The organism is Pseudomonas sp. E315, assembly GCF_055406205.1.
Genome location: NZ_JBUZPJ010000007.1, coordinates 204,877 through 223,054, shown reverse-complemented (window position 1 = coordinate 223,054; position 18,178 = coordinate 204,877). Strand labels below are relative to the sequence as shown.

The 18,178-nt window shown below is 53.9% G+C and carries 16 protein-coding genes; 10 read left to right on the top strand and 6 right to left on the bottom strand.

The window, feature by feature from the left end; all coding sequences use genetic code 11:
- Positions 1-113: 113 nt before the first annotated feature.
- On the top strand, positions 114-1,607 hold the full coding sequence (locus tag ACZRJQ_RS12705) for a helicase HerA-like domain-containing protein (RefSeq protein WP_463978693.1): 1,494 nt from the start codon (positions 114-116) through the stop codon (positions 1,605-1,607).
- A gap of 22 nt (positions 1,608-1,629) precedes the next feature.
- Here the strand turns inward: ACZRJQ_RS12705 and ACZRJQ_RS12700 are convergent, their stop codons facing one another.
- Positions 1,630-2,088 (bottom strand): DUF721 domain-containing protein, encoded by a 459-nt coding sequence (locus ACZRJQ_RS12700; protein ID WP_463978692.1) that lies wholly within the window; start codon positions 2,086-2,088, stop codon positions 1,630-1,632.
- A gap of 308 nt (positions 2,089-2,396) precedes the next feature.
- Between ACZRJQ_RS12700 and secA the strand changes: the two genes are divergently transcribed.
- The 3 genes from secA (at position 2,397) to ACZRJQ_RS12685 (ending at position 7,511) form a co-directional block, all read left to right on the top strand.
- Entirely contained in the window at positions 2,397-5,150 is a 2,754-nt protein-coding gene (gene secA / locus ACZRJQ_RS12695; RefSeq protein WP_463978691.1) for a preprotein translocase subunit SecA, read from the top strand.
- Positions 5,151-5,267: 117 nt separating this feature from the next.
- Positions 5,268-6,485 (top strand): bifunctional glutamate N-acetyltransferase/amino-acid acetyltransferase ArgJ, encoded by a 1,218-nt coding sequence (argJ, locus tag ACZRJQ_RS12690; protein ID WP_463978690.1) that lies wholly within the window; start codon positions 5,268-5,270, stop codon positions 6,483-6,485.
- A gap of 81 nt (positions 6,486-6,566) precedes the next feature.
- Positions 6,567-7,511 carry a Nudix family hydrolase gene (locus tag ACZRJQ_RS12685; protein ID WP_463978689.1) on the top strand — a complete coding sequence of 315 codons (945 nt, stop codon included), beginning with the start codon at positions 6,567-6,569 and terminating at the stop codon, positions 7,509-7,511.
- A gap of 73 nt (positions 7,512-7,584) precedes the next feature.
- On the opposite strand, the gene ACZRJQ_RS12680 is transcribed toward ACZRJQ_RS12685, so the two are convergent.
- Genes ACZRJQ_RS12680 through ACZRJQ_RS12670 form a run of 3 tightly spaced genes read right to left on the bottom strand, consistent with a single transcriptional unit; the run spans position 7,585 to position 11,214 of the window.
- Positions 7,585-8,166 (bottom strand): cob(I)yrinic acid a,c-diamide adenosyltransferase, encoded by a 582-nt coding sequence (locus ACZRJQ_RS12680; protein WP_463978688.1) that lies wholly within the window; start codon positions 8,164-8,166, stop codon positions 7,585-7,587.
- A gap of 2 nt (positions 8,167-8,168) precedes the next feature.
- Positions 8,169-10,205 (bottom strand): sensor histidine kinase, encoded by a 2,037-nt coding sequence (locus ACZRJQ_RS12675; RefSeq protein ID WP_463978687.1) that lies wholly within the window; start codon positions 10,203-10,205, stop codon positions 8,169-8,171.
- 46 nt (positions 10,206-10,251) lie between these two features.
- Complete coding sequence (locus ACZRJQ_RS12670) at positions 10,252-11,214, bottom strand: putative 2-dehydropantoate 2-reductase (RefSeq protein ID WP_463978686.1); 963 nt, start codon at positions 11,212-11,214, stop codon at positions 10,252-10,254.
- A gap of 117 nt (positions 11,215-11,331) precedes the next feature.
- On the opposite strand from ACZRJQ_RS12670, the gene ACZRJQ_RS12665 reads away from it, so the two are divergent.
- On the top strand, positions 11,332-11,817 hold the full coding sequence (locus ACZRJQ_RS12665) for a YajQ family cyclic di-GMP-binding protein (RefSeq protein WP_463978685.1): 486 nt from the start codon (positions 11,332-11,334) through the stop codon (positions 11,815-11,817).
- Positions 11,818-11,956: 139 nt separating this feature from the next.
- Positions 11,957-12,799, top strand: coding sequence for a mechanosensitive ion channel family protein (locus tag ACZRJQ_RS12660; protein WP_463978684.1), 843 nt, complete (start codon positions 11,957-11,959; stop codon positions 12,797-12,799).
- 279 nt (positions 12,800-13,078) lie between these two features.
- Here the strand turns inward: ACZRJQ_RS12660 and ACZRJQ_RS12655 are convergent, their stop codons facing one another.
- Positions 13,079-14,389, bottom strand: coding sequence for an OprD family porin (locus ACZRJQ_RS12655; protein ID WP_463978683.1), 1,311 nt, complete (start codon positions 14,387-14,389; stop codon positions 13,079-13,081).
- A gap of 787 nt (positions 14,390-15,176) precedes the next feature.
- Between ACZRJQ_RS12655 and ACZRJQ_RS12650 the strand changes: the two genes are divergently transcribed.
- Both ACZRJQ_RS12650 and ACZRJQ_RS12645 read left to right on the top strand, forming a co-directional pair.
- On the top strand, positions 15,177-15,602 hold the full coding sequence (locus ACZRJQ_RS12650; RefSeq protein WP_463978682.1) for an HIT family protein: 426 nt from the start codon (positions 15,177-15,179) through the stop codon (positions 15,600-15,602).
- Positions 15,603-15,605: 3 nt separating this feature from the next.
- Complete coding sequence (locus ACZRJQ_RS12645; RefSeq protein WP_463978681.1) at positions 15,606-15,812, top strand: SlyX family protein; 207 nt, start codon at positions 15,606-15,608, stop codon at positions 15,810-15,812.
- Positions 15,813-15,880: 68 nt separating this feature from the next.
- Here ACZRJQ_RS12645 and ACZRJQ_RS12640 read toward each other — a convergent pair whose 3' ends face one another.
- Positions 15,881-16,483, bottom strand: a complete 603-nt coding sequence (locus ACZRJQ_RS12640; RefSeq protein WP_463978680.1) for a cold-shock protein — start codon at positions 16,481-16,483, stop codon at positions 15,881-15,883.
- A gap of 878 nt (positions 16,484-17,361) precedes the next feature.
- Here ACZRJQ_RS12640 and ACZRJQ_RS12635 point away from each other — a divergent pair.
- Positions 17,362-17,724, top strand: a complete 363-nt coding sequence (locus tag ACZRJQ_RS12635) for a ribbon-helix-helix domain-containing protein (RefSeq protein ID WP_463978679.1) — start codon at positions 17,362-17,364, stop codon at positions 17,722-17,724.
- A gap of 166 nt (positions 17,725-17,890) precedes the next feature.
- Complete coding sequence (locus tag ACZRJQ_RS12630) at positions 17,891-18,112, top strand: FmdB family zinc ribbon protein (protein WP_003441220.1); 222 nt, start codon at positions 17,891-17,893, stop codon at positions 18,110-18,112.
- Positions 18,113-18,178: the final 66 nt, after the last annotated feature.

Below are 18,178 nucleotides of genomic sequence, written 5' to 3'. Positions count from 1 at the left end.
TGAGCGATTCCTATATTTTTGGCGTTTTTTCTGACATCTATGTCGGAAGTTTCTGGTCTAGCATTAACGCTATATCGACGCCGTCACGCGAAAGATTAATTAAAGGTGGGAAAATGCCTGACTCTTCTGCTCTTGTTCTCGGTGCCGACCTTACGGGCAACGCCATCACCCAATCATTACGCTTGGCCAATCGCCACGGTTTGATTGCGGGCGCCACGGGGACAGGCAAAACCGTCACCCTTCAGCGATTGGCTGAGCAGTTCAGCGATGCCGGTGTTGCTGTATTTGCTGCGGACATAAAAGGTGATTTGTGTGGGCTGGGCGCTGCCGGTAATCCTCAGGGCAAAATTGCCGAACGTATTGGCGGCATGCCGTGGCTGAACTATCAGCCCAAGGCGTATCCGGTCACGCTGTGGGATATCCAGGGCAAGTCCGGCCACCCCTTGCGCACAACGTTGAGCGAGATGGGGCCTTTATTGCTTGGCAGTTTGCTGGAGCTGACAGACAGCCAGCAATCCGCGTTATATGCGGCTTTTAAAGTCGCAGATCGTGAAGGCTTGCTGCTGCTGGATCTCAAGGATCTGAAAGCCCTGCTTAATCACCTGCGTGATAACCCTCAAGTATTAGGGGATGACGCCGCGTTAATGACGACAGGCTCCAGTCAGGCATTACTGCGTCGTTTGGCAACTTTGGAGCAGCAGGGCGCCGAAGCGTTATTTGGTGAGCCTGCGCTGCAGTTGGAAGACATCTTGCAACCTGCCAGCGATGGCCGAGGGCGCATTCACTTGCTTGATGCTAGCCGTCTGGTGCATGAGGCGCCCAAGGTGTACGCGACCTTTTTGTTGTGGTTGCTGGCTGAGCTTTTTGAGCAACTACCTGAACGCGGAGATGCCGACAAACCGCTGTTGGCGCTGTTTTTCGATGAAGCGCATTTGCTCTTTGCGGGCACACCCAAGGCCTTGCAAGATCGCTTGGAGCAAGTGGTTCGCCTGATTCGCTCTAAAGGTGTGGGGGTCTATTTCGTCACTCAGTCCCCGGCAGACTTGCCGGACACGGTGCTGGCTCAACTGGGGCTGCGTGTTCAGCATGGCCTGCGGGCGTTCACCGCTAAAGAGCAAAAATCCCTCAGAGCTGTGGCAGAGGGTTTTCGACCCAACCCGGCGTTCGATGCCTTGGCGGTGCTCACCGAGCTGGGTACGGGCGAGGCGCTGGTTGGCATGCTGGAAGAGAAGGGCACGCCAGCGATGGTTCAGCGCGTGCTTATCGCCCCGCCGCAATCACGGATTGGGCCGCTTACCGACGTTGAGCGTGCGGCATTGATTGCCAGCTCGCCGTTGCAAGGGCGTTATGAAAAGCCTATTGATCGCGAGTCTGCTTATGAAGTGCTGCTGGCGCGCAAGGGTGTGGCCCCAGAAGCGCAGGGGCAGGTAGCACCTGAAAAAAGTGCGCCCCAAGAACCTGGGTTTCTTGATCAGGCGGGGGATTTTTTGGGCACCACAGCGGGAAAGGCGTTGCAATCTATGGCGCGTCAGGCCGCAAGCCAAATGGGGCGTCAGTTAGTTCGCGGATTGCTGGGCTCACTGTTGGGTGGCAGCAAGCGTAAATAGCCAGCGGCGCGGCTACACAGTGTCAGTCAGGCTTGGGTTTGGCGTGACTGGCCAGGCGCTCCAACGCGGCCCTGAGTGCAGGGTCGCTGATGCCGTCAGCTGTCGCTTGAATAGTTTGGGCGGCATCAACAGACAGGTCGAGCGTATGTCCGGCCACTTTTGCCAGCACTGTTGGTGGTTGCACCTTGAATAAAATGCGGGTCAGGCTGGCGAACTCGTCAAATGCCTGTAATTGGCGCAGCAAGCGTTTTTGCTGGTAACGCAAGCGAGTGGCCCAATGGCCGTCAGTCACAATCAATAACAAACTGCCCTCGCGCCATGACGCTACGTGGCAATGCTCGCGTGCGGCTGGCTGGAGTTGGCTTTCGAGCAGGCGTTGCAGGTGCGCAAGGCGCTTGGCATGACCAAAAATGGCTTTTAGGGGCTTGGCCTCGCGGAGCAGGACGGAGGGTGCCCGTGCTGGATGTGGGCGAAATGCCATGTTCAAACACCTGTGAAAACAGAGGCGCAATCTTAACAGAAACCGCTGGTTTGGCCCGAGATGATCCTGCTGGCAGGCCCATTCCCTGCAAAATCAATGAGTAACTAATGCATGTAATGGGTTGAAGTTCAGAAAAAAGGCCTTATTTTAAGGGGGCCCCGTCACAACGCAGTACCAGTATCGTGGAATAACGCCACTTTCCTCACCGCCGTTTCCGGGTAGAATGCTCGCTCGCATGCGGCCATCAGGGCTGCTCGGGCGACTCTCGGGGCCGCCCTCCATCCCTATGTGTGGAAGATCCTGCCGATATGTTTGCGCCTTTGTTAAAGAAACTTTTTGGAAGCAAGAACGAGCGCGAAGTTAAACGCATGCTCAAGACGGTACAGGTCGTCAATTCCCTCGAAGAGCAAATGGTTGCTCTGACCGATGAGCAATTGCGTGCCAAGACCGAAGAGTTCAAGGCCCGCATAGCCAAAGGTGAGACCCTCGATCAATTGCTGCCAGAAGCCTTCGCGGTCTGCCGTGAAGCCGGTAAGCGCGTCATGGGCATGCGCCACTTTGATGTGCAGTTGATCGGTGGCATGACCTTGCACGAAGGCATGATCGCAGAAATGCGTACCGGTGAAGGTAAGACCTTGGTAGCAACGCTTGGGGTATACCTCAACGCGCTGTCTGGCAAGGGTGTGCACGTGGTTACCGTGAACGACTACCTGGCTCGCCGAGATGCCAACTGGATGCGTCCGCTTTATGAGTTCCTGGGTCTGTCGGTCGGTGTTGTTACCCCGTTCCAGCCACCTCAAGAAAAACGTGAAGCCTATGCTGCCGACATCACTTACGGCACCAACAACGAGTTCGGTTTTGACTACCTGCGCGACAACATGGCTTTCAGCATGGAAGAGAAATTCCAGCGCGAGCTTAATTTCGCAGTCATCGACGAAGTCGACTCGATCCTGATCGACGAAGCGCGTACACCGCTGATCATCTCGGGTCAGGCCGAAGACAGCTCCAAGCTGTACACCGAAATCAACAAGCTGATTCCGCGGCTGGAACAGCACATCGAAGAAGTTGAAGGCGAAGTCACCAAGGCTGGCCACTTCACTATCGATGAGAAGTCCCGCCAGGTTGAGCTGAACGAAGCCGGTCACCAGTTTGTTGAAGAAATGCTGACCCAAATCGGTTTGCTGGCAGAAGGCGAAAGCCTGTACTCGGCGCACAATTTGGGCCTGCTGACCCACGTTTACGCTGCACTGCGCGCTCACAAGCTGTTCCATCGCAACGTTGAATACATCGTTGAAGACGGTCAGGTGTTGCTGGTTGACGAACACACCGGCCGTACCATGCCGGGTCGCCGCCTGTCCGAAGGCCTGCATCAGGCCATCGAAGCGAAGGAAGGCCTGAACATTCAGGCCGAGAGCCAAACACTGGCCTCCACCACCTTCCAGAACTACTTCCGTCTGTACAACAAGCTGTCCGGCATGACCGGTACGGCTGACACCGAAGCGTTCGAGTTTCACCAGATCTACGGCCTGTCGGTCATGGTCATTCCGCCGAACAAGCCTTTGGCGCGTAAAGACTACAACGACCTGGTGTTCCTGACTGCTGATGAAAAGTACGCGGCAATTGTGGCTGACATCAAAGATTGCATGGCCAAAGGCCGTCCAGTGTTGGTGGGTACGGCAACTATCGAAACCTCTGAGCACATGTCCAACCTGCTGAAAAAGGAAGGTATTGAGCACAAGGTTCTGAACGCCAAGTTCCACGAAAAAGAAGCTGAAATCATTGCTCAGGCTGGTCGTCCGGGTGCACTCACCATCGCCACCAACATGGCCGGTCGTGGTACAGACATCCTGTTGGGCGGTAACTGGGAAGTAGAAGTCGCTTCTCTTGAAAACCCGACGCCAGAGCAAATTGCTCAAATCAAAGCTGATTGGCAGAAACGTCACCAGCAAGTGCTTGAGTCGGGCGGTCTGCACGTAATCGCTTCTGAGCGTCACGAATCACGCCGTATCGACAACCAGCTGCGTGGTCGTGCTGGCCGTCAGGGTGATGCGGGTTCCAGCCGTTTCTATCTGTCGCTTGAAGACAGCCTGATGCGCATCTTTGCCTCTGATCGGGTGAAGAACTTCATGAAAGCTTTGGGCATGCAGTCGGGCGAAGCGATCGAGCACCGCATGGTGACCAACGCGATCGAAAAAGCGCAGCGCAAGGTTGAAGGTCGTAACTTCGACATTCGTAAGCAACTGCTGGAGTTCGATGACGTTAACAACGAGCAGCGTAAAGTGATTTATCACATGCGTAACACGTTGTTGGCAGCCGATAACATTGGCGAAACCATTGCCGACTTCCGCAAGGACGTGCTGGACAGCACTATCAGCGCTCATATTCCGCCGCAATCGTTGCCGGAACAGTGGGACGTCAAAGGTCTGGAGTCTGCGATTGAAAGCAGCTTTGGTGTGAAACTTCCGATCCAGCAATGGTTGGATGAAGACGATCACCTGTACGAAGAAACCCTGCGTGACAAGTTGCTCAACGAACTGATCGCGGCTTACAACGAAAAAGAAGAGCAGGCCGGTGCTGAAGCGCTGCGCACGTTCGAGAAGCAAATTGTGCTTCGCGTACTGGACGACTTGTGGAAAGACCACCTGTCCACCATGGACCACCTGCGCCACGGTATTCACTTGCGCGGTTATGCGCAAAAGAACCCGAAGCAGGAGTACAAGCGCGAGTCGTTCAATCTTTTCTCCGAGCTGCTTGATTCAATCAAGCGTGACTCGATCCGCGTGCTATCGCATGTTCAGGTTCGTCGCGAAGACCCAGTCGAAGAAGAAGCGCGTCTGCGTCAAGAAGCTGAAGAGCTGGCTCAACGCATGCAGTTCCAGCATGCCGAAGCGCCAAGCCTTGACCAGCCGGATGCCTTGGCCGAGGTGCTTGAAGGTGCCGATGTGGCGGACGTGACCACTGTGACCGAGCCTGCTCGTAATGAGCAGAAACTGGGTCGCAATGAGCTGTGCTACTGCGGCTCGGGCAAAAAATTCAAGCACTGTCACGGTCAAATTAACTAATAGCCCGTTTCAATTGCTGAAACACCTACGCCGCGACCGGCTTTAGCCGTCGCGGCGTTTTACCATTGAATTCCCGTCCTTTCGCGGCGGTGCACAGATCTTATTGAGGAGCGCGTGATGGCTGTTGGTCTTGGTCCTTTGCCTACTTTGCACCCGGTTGCTGGTTTTGAGTTGGGTATTGCTTCTGCCGGTATCAAGCGTGCGGGACGCAAAGATGTGGTAGTGATGCGCTGCGCTGAAGGCTCTAGCGTGGCGGGTGTGTTTACCCTGAATGCCTTTTGCGCCGCTCCTGTGATTTTGGCCAAGCAGCGCGTTAAAGGCTCCGTGCGGTATTTGCTAACCAACACGGGTAATGCCAACGCCGGTACTGGCGAGCCGGGTCTGGCGGCGGCGACGCGTACATGCGCCAAGCTAGCCGAGTTAACAGGGGTGGATGCCAGCGCCGTGCTGCCGTACTCCACAGGCGTGATTGGCGAGCCATTGCCGGTAGAGAAAATCGAAGGCGCACTTCAGGCGGCCTTGGATGATTTGTCCGAGAACAACTGGGCAGAGGCCGCGACCGGCATCATGACCACTGACACGTTGCCAAAAGGTGCCAGCCGTCAGTTCGTACATGACGGCGTGACCATTACCGTGACGGGCATCAGCAAAGGTGCAGGCATGATTCGCCCTAACATGGCCACCATGCTGGGTTACATCGCCACAGACGCTAAGGTCTCACGTGACGTGCTGCAAAATCTGTTGCTCGATGGTGCCAACAAGTCGTTCAACCGCATCACCATTGACGGCGACACCTCGACCAACGACTGCTGCATGCTGATCGCTACCGGCAAAGCCAACTTACCTCAAGTCACTGAAGCCAGCGGCCCGCTGTTTGCCGCGCTGAAGCAGGCTGTGCTTGAAGTGTGCATGGAGGTGGCTCAGGCCATCGTGCGTGACGGTGAAGGGGCGACCAAGTTTGTGACCGTTGAAGTCAACGGTGGCGCTAATCACCAAGAGTGTCTGGACGTAGGCTATACCGTCGCTCACTCGCCGCTGATCAAAACCGCGCTTTTTGCCTCTGATCCTAACTGGGGTCGCATTCTGGCTGCTGTAGGGCGTGCCGGTGTGCCGGATCTAGACGTCAGCAAGATCGATGTGTTCTTGGGTGAAGTGTGTATTGCCAGTGGTGGTGCACGCGCCGTGACTTACACCGAAGAGCAGGGCTCCGCGGTGATGGCCCGTGAGGAAATCACGATTCGTATCGAGCTGGGCCGGGGTGAGTGCGGCGAAACCATCTGGACCACCGACTTGTCTCACGAATACGTCAAAATCAACGCCGAGTACCGTACTTGATGCGCAGCTAGGCCGCCGAGTGCAACAGCGAATTTGAGCGTATTAAGCCTGGCAACAGGCCTGACTGGAGGAAGTACAAGGGTGAAACGAGTTCATGTGGCTGCGGCCGTTATTCGAGGCGCAGATGGCAAAATTCTGATTGCCCGTCGTGCGGACACTCAGCATCAAGGCGGGCTCTGGGAGTTTCCGGGTGGCAAGGTTGAAGCGGGTGAATCAGTTCAAGCTGCATTGGGGCGTGAGCTGCAAGAAGAGCTGGGTATTGTGGTTAAAGCAGCTCGGCCTTTGATCAAGGTTCAACATGACTATCCTGACAAGCAAGTGCTGCTGGATGTTTGGGAGGTTTCATCTTTCACGGGTGAGCCTCACGGGGCGGAAGGCCAGCCATTGGCTTGGGTTACCCCGCGTGATTTGGCGGAGTATGAGTTTCCGGCGGCGAATGAGCCGATTGTAGCGGCGGCTCGCTTGCCTGATCAGTATTTGATTACTCCGGATGGGCTGGAAACACCGGTGCTTTTACGGGGCATGCAGAAGGCAATTGCGGGAGGGATCAAACTGGTTCAACTTCGTGCGCCTAACGGTTACGACCCTAAATACCGAGATTTAGCGGTAGATGCGACGGGGTTGTGTGCCGGTAAAGCGCAACTGATGCTCAAGGGGCCGCTGGAGTGGTTGGGTGACTTCCCGTCTGCGGGTTGGCATTTGACGGCCAAGCAACTGCAAAAACTGGCGGCCAATGGTCGGCCTTTTCCAAAGGCGCGTTGGTTGGCGGCTTCTTGCCACAATGCGCAAGAGTTGGCGCTGGCCGAGCAGATGGGCGTGGATTTTGTCACCCTGTCGCCCGTGTTGCCCACCCAAACGCACCCTGATGCGCAACCATTGGGTTGGGAGCAGGCGCAGCAGTTGATTGCAGGTTTCACCAAACCGGTGTTTTTGCTCGGCGGGCTGGGGCCAGATGATCGTCAGCAAGCGTGGGAGATTGGCGCGCAGGGTGTTGCGGGTATTCGGGCGTTTTGGCCGCAGGATTGATGAGTATCAAGCGCCTGTAGCCGTTGCCACCGGGCGTAGCCTGGTGCAACGGCTACGCGGTTGTATGTACCTTTTAAGCTTCAGGCTTTGCGGCAGCCTGCCACAAAATCTCATCAATACCCTGGCGCTTGGCAATCAGGCGAGCGGCCACAAACAGCAAGTCTGACAGTCGATTGATATACGCCAACCCTACACCCGCCAAGGGCTCTAGCGCATTGAGTTGCTGGCAGCGGCGTTCGGCGCTGCGGGCAAGGCTGCGGCAAACATGCGCTTGAGCAATCAAGGTCGAGCCGCCGGGCAAAATAAAGTTCTCCAGCGGACCTAACTCTTCGTTCCAGCGATCAATTGCGGTTTCAAGTTGCTCTACTTGTGCGTTGTCGAGTGCTTGATACACCGGCATTGCCAGCTCGCCACCCAGATCAAACAATCGATGCTGACAAGGCTTGAGCACTTCAATCAGTTCGTTAAGGCCGGGGCATTGGCTGCTGTGTTCGGTCAAGCCGGCTAGCAGCAGGCCTACTTGGCTGTTAAGCGCGTCGACCTCGCCAATGGCCTCAATTCGTGGGTGATCCTTGGGTACGCGCCGGCCATCGCCCAGGCCTGTCTGGCCTTTGTCACCGGTGCGGGTGTAAATCTTTGATAAGCGAAAACCCATGGTTACAGCTCCACCGTGGTTGTTTCGTGGGAAGGAATCAAATGGCCCGTCAGGGGCAGGCGCAAGGTAAAGCAGGTGCCTTGGCCTAATGCGGATTGCACTTCCATTTGCCCCTTATGGTTATTGGTGATGATGAAGTAAGACACCGACAGCCCAAGGCCTGTGCCTTGACCGACCTCTTTGGTGGTGAAAAAAGGCTCGAAAATCCGCTTGCGTACGTGCTCTGGCATCCCTATGCCGTTGTCCTCAACCTGAATTTCAGCCCAGGGCGGATTGAGCTTGGTGCGCAGCACAATGCGCCCCGGCTCGCTGTTTTCGTCCCGCAGGTGAATGGCTTGGGCGGCGTTTTTCAGCAGGTTTAACAACACCTGTTCAAGCTCATTGGGAATGCAGGGCACCGGGCCAAGCTGGGGATCAAATTGGCGAACAATGGCATGGCCTTTGAAATCAAACCCAATGGCCAAATCAAAATCGTTGCTGGCAATGTCGACGGCCTGATCTATGAGTGCAGACAAGTCGCACGCGCTCATTTGCCGATTGCTGCGCCGGCTAAAACTGAGCATGTGAGTCACGATTTTGGCTGCCCGCGCGCCTGCTTGTTGGATGCCGTCCAGTAATTGCGGGATTTCACGCGCTTGAAGGTATTGGTTTACGGAGTCTAAATCGATACCTGATTGTTCGGCTTGTTCGAGGTTTTTTGGTAGTTCAGTCGACAATCGACGGCGAATGTTCTGCACGTTATGCAGGATGGCGCCTAAAGGGTTGTTTATTTCATGCGCCATGCCAGCCGCCAGCCCGCCCACGGAGAGCATTTTCTCTGATTGCACCATCATGTCTTCCATTGACAGGCGCTGAGTAATGTCGTCGATTCGTATCACTACGCCACGCCCGCCACTGCCCGTAAGCGGATAGAACGTCAGTGCGTAATGGTGCGGCTCTTCGTCATGCACCCACGTGACCCGATCAATTTTCGCGACCTGATGATGGGTAATGGTGTCTTTGAGCTGAGGCACAAAGGGTTTGAGTGGGGCAAATGCAAGATCAATCGGCTGATTGAGGGCGTCGTCCAGGCGTGTCCCTGAAAGAATACTGGCCTCTTGATTCCATTGCGTGACATAGAGTTGCTCGTCCAGCGCAATCAGAGCCGAAGGCATGGAGTCGATGATGCTGTTGAGGTAGTTCTGAAACCCTGTCAGTTTTTTCTCAATTTTGCCGCGAACTTGAACTTCCAGCTCTAGCTTGCGATTGGTGTGGCGGGTTTCTTCAGCAAGTGAATGGGCTTGCGCATAAGCGCTTTGGGATTCATCTCGGGCGCGCTTGAGTTCTTGATCGCGCACTTCAATGCGCGACAGCATGGTATTGAAGGCCTCTGCCAAGCTGCCGATTTCGTCATGGTTGCCTGGAGCTGCGCGCAGCGCGTAGTTCTCTTCGCGCGTGACTTGGCGTGACAGCTCTTCCAGCTGGCGAATGGGTTGTGTAATCAGCCGTTTAATTTGTCGAGCCACCACAAACCAAAGTAAAGCGCTGAACATCAAAATTCCCAGGCTGGCGGTGAATGTGCCGGTATAAAACGCCATAGGCAGTTCACTGCTGGCCACCAGTAACAGATGGCCGGGAGGTTGGTTGCCGTTGGATAACGGCGTGACGTGATTGCTTCGCAGCTCCGTCAGTTGCCAGGCCTCGATTTGTCGAAAGTGCTGGGGCAGGGGGAGCTTTTCGCCACGTTGTAGCTGTGCAATCAAGTTGCCAGTGCTGTCATAAATTGCCGCCGCCCTAAGCGGGGCGTAGCTGCCCATTTCTTTGAGTAGAGCCTTGGCGCTTTGTGGGGAGTCCAGTGCCTTCACGATGAGGTCGGGGTTGGATGCCAGGCGGCTAAGAGTCTGTAAGGCTTGTGGTGCAGTGCTTTCGTGGGAAATCCAGTAAGCCACACTGATAAACGTTAGATTGGCCACCAGCAAGACGGTAGCCAGCAGAGCGAGGAGGGCGGCCAGCAACTTCTGGCCCACCGGCAGGTTTTCAAGGCGCTGGCGCAAGGACATGAGTGGCCGCATCTGGCAGGAACAATGGCGCAGGGTAGCGCGGGCTTTAGTCGCAGGGCAATCGGCGTTGCAGCAAGTGAGCCGTCAATCGTTGGTGCAATGCTTGCAGATTTGGCACCGCGAGCTGTCGGCTTAGTGCGGCTTGGCAGGCATAACCCGACAAATAGCTGATTTCAGTTCGTCGCGCTTGAGCGACGTCTTGGTGCATGGAGGAGTAGTTGTTGGCTGTGGCGGCGATAACCCGATGTACCTCGCTCGCCAAATCCACTGCGCCAGCAGGCTGGTTGCAACAAGTGAGTAGTGTTGTCAGTTCCATGCACAAGAGGTCTACTTCATCGGCGTGTGCCTGCAAGCCACCGTTGCGGCAGTTGTGCAAAACGGTCAGAGGGTTGATAGCGCAGTTCAGCGCCAGTTTTCGCCATAAACGGCCGACAATTTCAGTGCTCCATTCGTGGGCGATGCCGCTGCGTTCAAGTTCTTGAAGCCATGTTGGCGGTTCACCCTGATGCGGGTCGCCTAGCCACGTGTGGCCGTGACCAGCAAAGACCACGCGCCAGTCACCCTCGCGAAAGGCCCCTTCGGTGCTGGAGGCGAATATACAACGAGCATGAGGGACAAGGGCGGCGACGGCTTGCTGACTGCCCAGCCCGTTCTGGAGCAGTATCAGTTCGGCGTTTGGGCTTAGCCGTGATGCTATTTGAGCGACTGCACTTTGAGCATCATAGGCTTTGCACGCCACCAGCAAACGCTGGATGGGCTCATTGCTTTGGGGCAGTTCAGCGCTGATCGCCCATTGCTGTGAGTGTTCGCCTTCGACCAGTGTCAGGCCTTGCGCAGCTTGATAGGCTTCTAAACGTGCTTGATTACGCATGATCAGCTTTACTGGAAACCCAGCGCGTGTCAGTCGCGTGGCCCACAGTGTGCCAAGGCTTCCGGCGCCTAAAATGTGCCAAGGCGTGGAGCTTGAGGCTTGGGGCGCAGAGGTTTGAGGCAAAGCCGAGTGTGGCATGTGTGCTCGCAAGTGATTGACGTTGAAGAACCGCTATAATGGCCGCGCATTTTAACTGTCAAGTCAGGCGCGCTCCATCAGTGTTGAGTGCGCCTTCTATATTTTGGAGAAAATTACATGCCGTCGTTCGACGTGGTATCCGAACTGGACAAGCACGAAGTCACCAACGCCGTCGAAAATGCGGTCAAGGAGCTGGATCGTCGCTATGACCTTAAGGGCAAGGGCTCTTTTGAGTTCAAAGAGAAAGATCTGACGGTGAATTTGACTGCTGAAGCTGACTTCCAGCTTGAGGCGATGATCGAAATCCTCAAGCTGGCACTGGTTAAGCGCAAAATCGACGTGCAATGCCTTGAGGTCAAAGATGCTTATGCTTCTGGCAAGTTGATGAAGCAAGAGGCCGTTATGAAAGAAGGCATTGATAAAGAGATGGCGAAGAAAATCGTTGCTCACGTCAAGGACGCCAAGCTTAAGGTTCAGGCTGCCATTCAAGGCGAGCAGGTGCGTATCACTGGCAAGAAGCGTGATGACCTGCAAGAGGCGATCGCTGCCTTGCGTGCTAAAGAATTCGGTATGCCATTGCAATTCAATAACTTCCGCGACTGATCATTGGCCATAGGGGAACCTATGGCGATCATCGACGTCCGAGCTTCCCGGGCACTGCAAAAACGGTTGAGCGGCTTGGCCAGTTCAATCGTTTTGCTGCACAAAAGACGTCACCGGGTATCGGTACAAGGAGAGATAAATGGATTTGAATGCAGAAGTTGATCACTTGATTCAAGCCTCGCAGGCTTGGGTTCCGATGATCATGGAGTACGGTAGCCGTGTGCTGCTGGCTCTGATTACGCTGGCCGTTGGCTGGTGGTTGATCAACCGTTTGACTGACAAGCTGGGCAAGCTGCTGGCGTTGAGAAAGGCTGATTTGGCGCTGCAAGGCTTTATCAGCAGCTTGGTCAATATCATTCTCAAAGTGCTGCTCATTGTCAGCGTCGCCTCAATGATTGGCATTCAGACCACCTCGTTTGTGGCTGCTATCGGTGCTGCGGGTTTGGCTATTGGTCTGGCTTTACAAGGCAGCCTGGCGAACTTTGCCGGTGGGGTGCTGATTCTGCTGTTTCGTCCCTTCAAAATCGGTGACTGGATTGAAGCGCAGGGCGTGAGCGGTACAGTGGACAGCATTCAGATTTTCCATACCGTATTGCGTACCGGAGACAACAAAACGGTCATTGTGCCTAACGGTAATCTGTCCAACGGCATCATCACGAACTACAACCGTCAGCCAACGCGCAAGGTTGTGTTCGATGTTGGGGTGGACTATGACGCTGACTTGCAGAAGGTTCGTGAGGTGCTGCTGGCATTGGCCGATGATCCTCGCGTGCTGAAAGAGCCTGCGCCAGTGGTTGTGGTAACGGCCTTGGGTGACAGCGCTATCACAGTGTCACTGCGAGTTTGGGTCAATACACCCGATTATTGGGATGTGCTGTTCATGTTCAACGAACACTCACGTGATCGTTTGAAGGCGACTGGCATTGATATTCCTTTTCCTCAGCGCGTGATTCGCGTGGTTCAGGAAGCGGTAGCGCAATAAAGCGCGATTCATTATTGCGAGCGATACACCATTAAAGGGGCTTGTGCCCCTTTAATGGTTTTTGTAATCCGTACATCTTAAGTTTGTTTTTAAGACCTGCTTCATGGGTTGCAGATGAGAATTAATTTTATTTAGATTGATAGATCGCTAAGTCTTTTGATTAGTTAGCTTGCTATATAAGTAGCAGTATTAAATCGAGCCAATAAAAAACCACGCCTGTGAAGTCAGGCGTGGTTTTCAAAGAACATAATCGTTGTAGCGGATGCTCTAACGCACCAATTACAAGATGTTCAGTGGGTACTCAATAATGACGCGAACGTCGTTGGTGTCGCTACCGTAATTACTGGCGCGATAAATCGCGCTACGCAGGCGGAAGGACAGGTCTTTGGCCGGGCCTTCTTGCATCACGTATTTGCTTTCAAAGTCGAACTCGTGCTCTTTGCCTTCGCTGTCGCCGGCAGAGATGTTGTCGCCTTTGATGTAGCGGGCCATGAAGCTCAGGCCAGGCACGCCATAGCCAGCCATGTTCAGGTCGTAGCGACCCTGCCATGAACGCTCGTCTTTGCCGTTGAAGTCGGAGTACTGCACGGAGTTGGCGAGGAAAATAGAACCGCCGCCATCTACGCCGTAGTAGTAACCGCTGTCACCGGTAGAGCGCTGGTGAGCGAGGGTGAACTTGTGAGAGCCGATGCTATAGGCCGCTGCCAAGCTCCAGATTTTGTTGTCAACGTTGCCGACTAGTTCCTTGCCTTGGCTGGAAGTCCGGTAGCCGTTGAAGTCGAAGTTCAGGGCTTGGGACTCTGCGATTGGCAGGGTGTAGTTCAGGTTGGCGTACTGCTTCTTGAAGTAGTCATCAACATCCGAAGCTGCCACGCCGCCCACGAGGTTGTCGGTGAATTGATACGTTGCGCCAACGATGTTTGCAGCGGTCAGGCCGGGTTGCTTGACGCCATCATCATCACGACCATTGATGCTGTCGCGACCCATGCCAGTTTGCGAGCTCAGTGCAGTGAAGCGGCCGGCATTCAGCTCCAGACCTTCGATTTCCTTGCTGGAGATCAACGTACCAGTAGCCACTTCAGGCAGCAGGCGGCTGTCATCGGTGGAGAAAACCGGGCTGGCAACGAACTGGTTGCCGTACTTCAGAACGGTGTCAGAAATACGGAACTTAACAGCACCGCCTAATTTCGACTGAGTGTCTTCCGGGGAGCCGTTACCGCGAGATGCGAACAGACCGTTGCCCTGACGACCAGCGCCGCCGTCCAGGCGTACAGTGCCCATGGCGAAAGCATCAACGCCCACGCCTACGGTGCCTTGAGTGAAGCCAGACTCGTAGTTGAGCAGTTCGCTCAGGCCCCAGTCTTCACGGTAGCCACTTTTATAAGGGGCGCCGCCTACGACAGGACCGTTCTTGCTGATGTTGCCTGCGCCATTACGGTAGTCACGGTTCATGTACAGCATGCGGGTTTTGGAAGTCAGTGTGCTGTCTTCAATGAAACCTTTAGCGTCGTCCTGAGACGAAGCCATTGCGAACTGCGTAGTGCCGGCTGAAACAGCCAGGGCGATCATGCTCCACTTCATCACGCGCATCGTGATTTGCTCCTTTGGTTTTAGGAAGAGTACTGCCGCTCCCACCTGAATTTATTATCTGGGGCGGCTCTTTCTTTTTGTGTCGGCGCAAACTTATATCACGCTGACCATGTTGGCGATACTTGCTCTGATAAGCTTTCAGCTTCTTTACAGCCATGTCGCAAAACGCATGTTTCATGTCGCTGGCACGTAGTTTTATTGGCATGTTGGCTATGTTTCTAGCGCTTTTTTAAAGTGCTGAACGCATGGCTAAATAGAGCCTGCCTACGCTTAAAGGCTCAAAATTCCTACGATCCAGCTATTGTTATTTATCGTTTTGCTTTTGCGTTCTGGCAAAAGCGTTGCCAACTGTTCGAGTGAATATGCAACAAGCATGCACAAACCGGTGTGTGTGTTGAAAAATATGTCGCAGAGCCTATTTTGGTTTCGTCAGGCCTGATGGCGCGAGGGTAAGGCGATGGTCGGGCGGTCCTTGACTCATTGATTTTTGTGCTTATTAAACTTATGTGTGTGCATAAGGGGTCAAAAACGTTACCGGTTAACACCTGCTTGGGTAGGTGGTGACGCTTGAGTGCACTAAAAGCACTCTTGCTGTGCTGTTTTGGTGCGCAAGTGTTTGTCAGCTGTTGTTTTCGCGAACGGGCAGCCATCTGATGAGGGGATGCAGGTGCTGGCGTGATGTGAGGCGTAATCAAGGGTATCCTGCATGCCATGTCACATGGCGGTTGGTGCGCGTCATCAATCGCTGGGTGGGCTGTAAATTACTCGGCTAGCAGGAGAGCATTCAGTGTTCGTTTTGGATTCACGCCTTCAACAGGATACTTGGCTGGTAGGGGAGTTCCCCTTGTGCAGCCTGTTGCTGTCCAACGACTCAAATTACCCTTGGTTTATTTTGGTCCCGCGTCGCGAGGGTATAAGCGAATTGTTTCAGTTGGATGACCTCGATCAGCAGCAGATGTGGCGCGAGACCACGGCCTTGGCGCAAACGCTGAAAGAGGGGTTCAAGGCGGACAAAATGAATGTGGCGACCTTGGGCAATGTGGTCAGTCAATTGCACATGCACGTTATTGTTCGCTATGAGACAGATGCTGCTTGGCCGGGGCCTGTCTGGGGCAAGCATCCGGCAAAGCCGTATAGGCAAGATGAAGTCAATGTTGTTCGCAGCAAGCTCAAAACAGTGCTGGGTAACGATTTCACGTTGGCGGAGGGTTAAAGCATGACACTTGAATCGCGTGTGATGGATCTGGAAAGCCGTTTGGCATTTCAAGATGACACCATTCAGGCACTGAATGATGTCTTGGTGATGCAGCAGAAAGTGGTTGATCGCTTGCAGATGCAAATGGCTGCTTTGCTTAAGCGTCAGGAGGAAATGGTGGGGCAGTTTGAGTCGTTCGAAGAAGACGCGCCGCCACCTCATTACTAAGCTCTTTTGATGGGCAATAAAAACCGCGACCCCCAGCCTGGCGGGTCGCGGTTTTTTTTAAGCTGAAATCAGCGGCGTGGTAACGCTGCGATTACGTCTTCAGCTTGCAAGCCCTTGTCGCGATTCATGACCGAAAACTCAACACGCTGCCCCTCTACGAGTACGCGATGACCTTCGCCGCGAATGGCGCGAAAGTGCACGAAGATATCGTCGCCGGAGTCGCGGGAAATAAAGCCGAACCCCTTGGAGGTGTTAAACCACTTCACGGTACCCGTGTCGCGGTTGGTCATGTCGTAATTTTGCGATGTGGAAGGTGCAGATGACTTGTAAAAGCTCACCGCCAAGTGGAGGCCCACAGCAATCACGGCCGGGATCAAGCTGAGCAGGACAGCAGGCTGATCGCCTATCGGTAACAGCAGGCCAAACAGGGTGAGTGTTTGCAGGACAACAGACAGCACCAGCAGCGCGCTGACAAGATTTTGCAGTTGGTGACGCGGACCTTTGTTCCAGAATGGAATGACTGGAGCCAGCGTCAGGTTGAGCAGGCCAAGAAATGCCAGGTAAAGAGCGTCGGCGTGTTGTAGGTAAGGTACGGCTTCAGGTTGCAGGCTGGGAATAAAGGACAACAGCAAAGCTGCTGCGCCCGTTAGCAGGTGGACGATTTTTAACATTTCAATGAGCTCACATTAAGATAGATCGCAGGAAGAGCTGGTTACGCACGGTTCGCTTCTGAAAAAAAGAGGAGGCGCTGGACACGTACGATGAGCAGCCTATGCGCCGGCACCATCGGTTTGGTGAAGGCGACACGCCGCCTATTTAACAGCAAAGCTCGAGCCTTCTCAAATTAAGCGTAATGAAAGGGCTTTTTTACGTTTTTCCTTGGCTGGGGGCGGTTTTGCACGCGTGGGGGTAAAACCTTGTTCTAGACAGTTATAAGTTATGTTTGACTGCGGGTAGGTCGGTAGGCGGTTTTTGTGAAATAAGCTGATTTAGGGGGTAGAAGATCGCTTGATATTTTAAGTTTAAAATTAGCAAAATTTTAAATAACGCTTTTATATAGGTATTAAATGTTGAGTGGATTGCTGGTGGTTTGTTATGGGTGTGGTCCTAAGTTAGTTTGGTAGTGGTTGCGTTAGGAAGGTTGTGCGGGACGTGGTTTTTTGAGTTTTGTAGCTTCATTCGGTCGGTGTTGCTTGAGCGAAAGGTCTTTCTTTAGCGCAGAATTTTTAAGCGGAATTTTTTGTCACAAGTTGACCTGGTCGTTTTCAACTCGGTCGGAGGTGTGATGTATCAATAGAGGGGGTAAGTATATTGGCTATTCTGGGTAGTGGTGCGAAGCTGTGAGTTGATCAGCAAAGGCTCTGTTCTGCAGGTCATGTAGGTGAGGTTGCACTCGGGGCGTTAGTTTTCATGTGTTGTGGCGGGAGACCTCCTACATGTTTGAGGGGATGATCCGCTGGATATGAATGTTTACATAATGTTTTATGGGGGTGTGTCTTTTAATAAAGATTAAATAACTTATAAAGAGCTGCAATGGAGTGCTTTAAATATGGGGCGAATAACTAGGGTGGATGAGTCGAGTATCAGGTTGTTGCATAAGACGCGAATTGATCCAGTGCTTTTGGAATTTGGAATGGCGTTGGCTCAACCCCTGTCACGTTCAGTGCGGCTTAATGGCTTTGCGACGTGCTTGCGGTTGGAAGAAGTCTATTGGGATGTATTGTCAGATATAGCAGTTCTTAACGATTGTTCGATAAATGCACTGCTGTCTTATGTTGATAGAGAAGTTCATTTGCGTCATGGGGGGGTAAAAAATTTCAGTGGGTTGATTCGGGTGGTCTGCGTGATGCATCTATTGAACACCTCCCGCGATGCTCGCAGGGCTGCGCCAGAAACAGTCCGCTTTGGCTGAGGTGGTTGCGTGGCCAGGGCTATGTGCAGCGGCTTGTATTCTTTCGATATTTATGGTGCCTTTGGGCTCGTGCGGCTGCAAAGGCTCGATTTACCAGATATAATCTCGCGCTTTGCTGCGCGGCCCTCTTCAAGGGTTGCCGCTAACGGATTGCCGAGACACGCCCATGCCCATGTACGATTATCAATGTGCTTCCTGTGGTCATCAGTTGGAAGCCATTCAAAAGATCAGTGACTCACCGCTGGTTGATTGTCCTGCCTGTCAGGCGCCTGAGCTGAAGAAAATGCTGTCTATGCCGGGCTTCCGCCTTAGCGGTACGGGCTGGTACGAAACAGATTTCAAGACTGGCTCGAAAAAGAACTTGGCAGGCGGCGACAAGTCCGACTGAGGTTGAGCCAAAGCAGGCAGGATATGAGCGGGCTCTTGCAATGTTGACCAGCACCGAAGGTGCGCA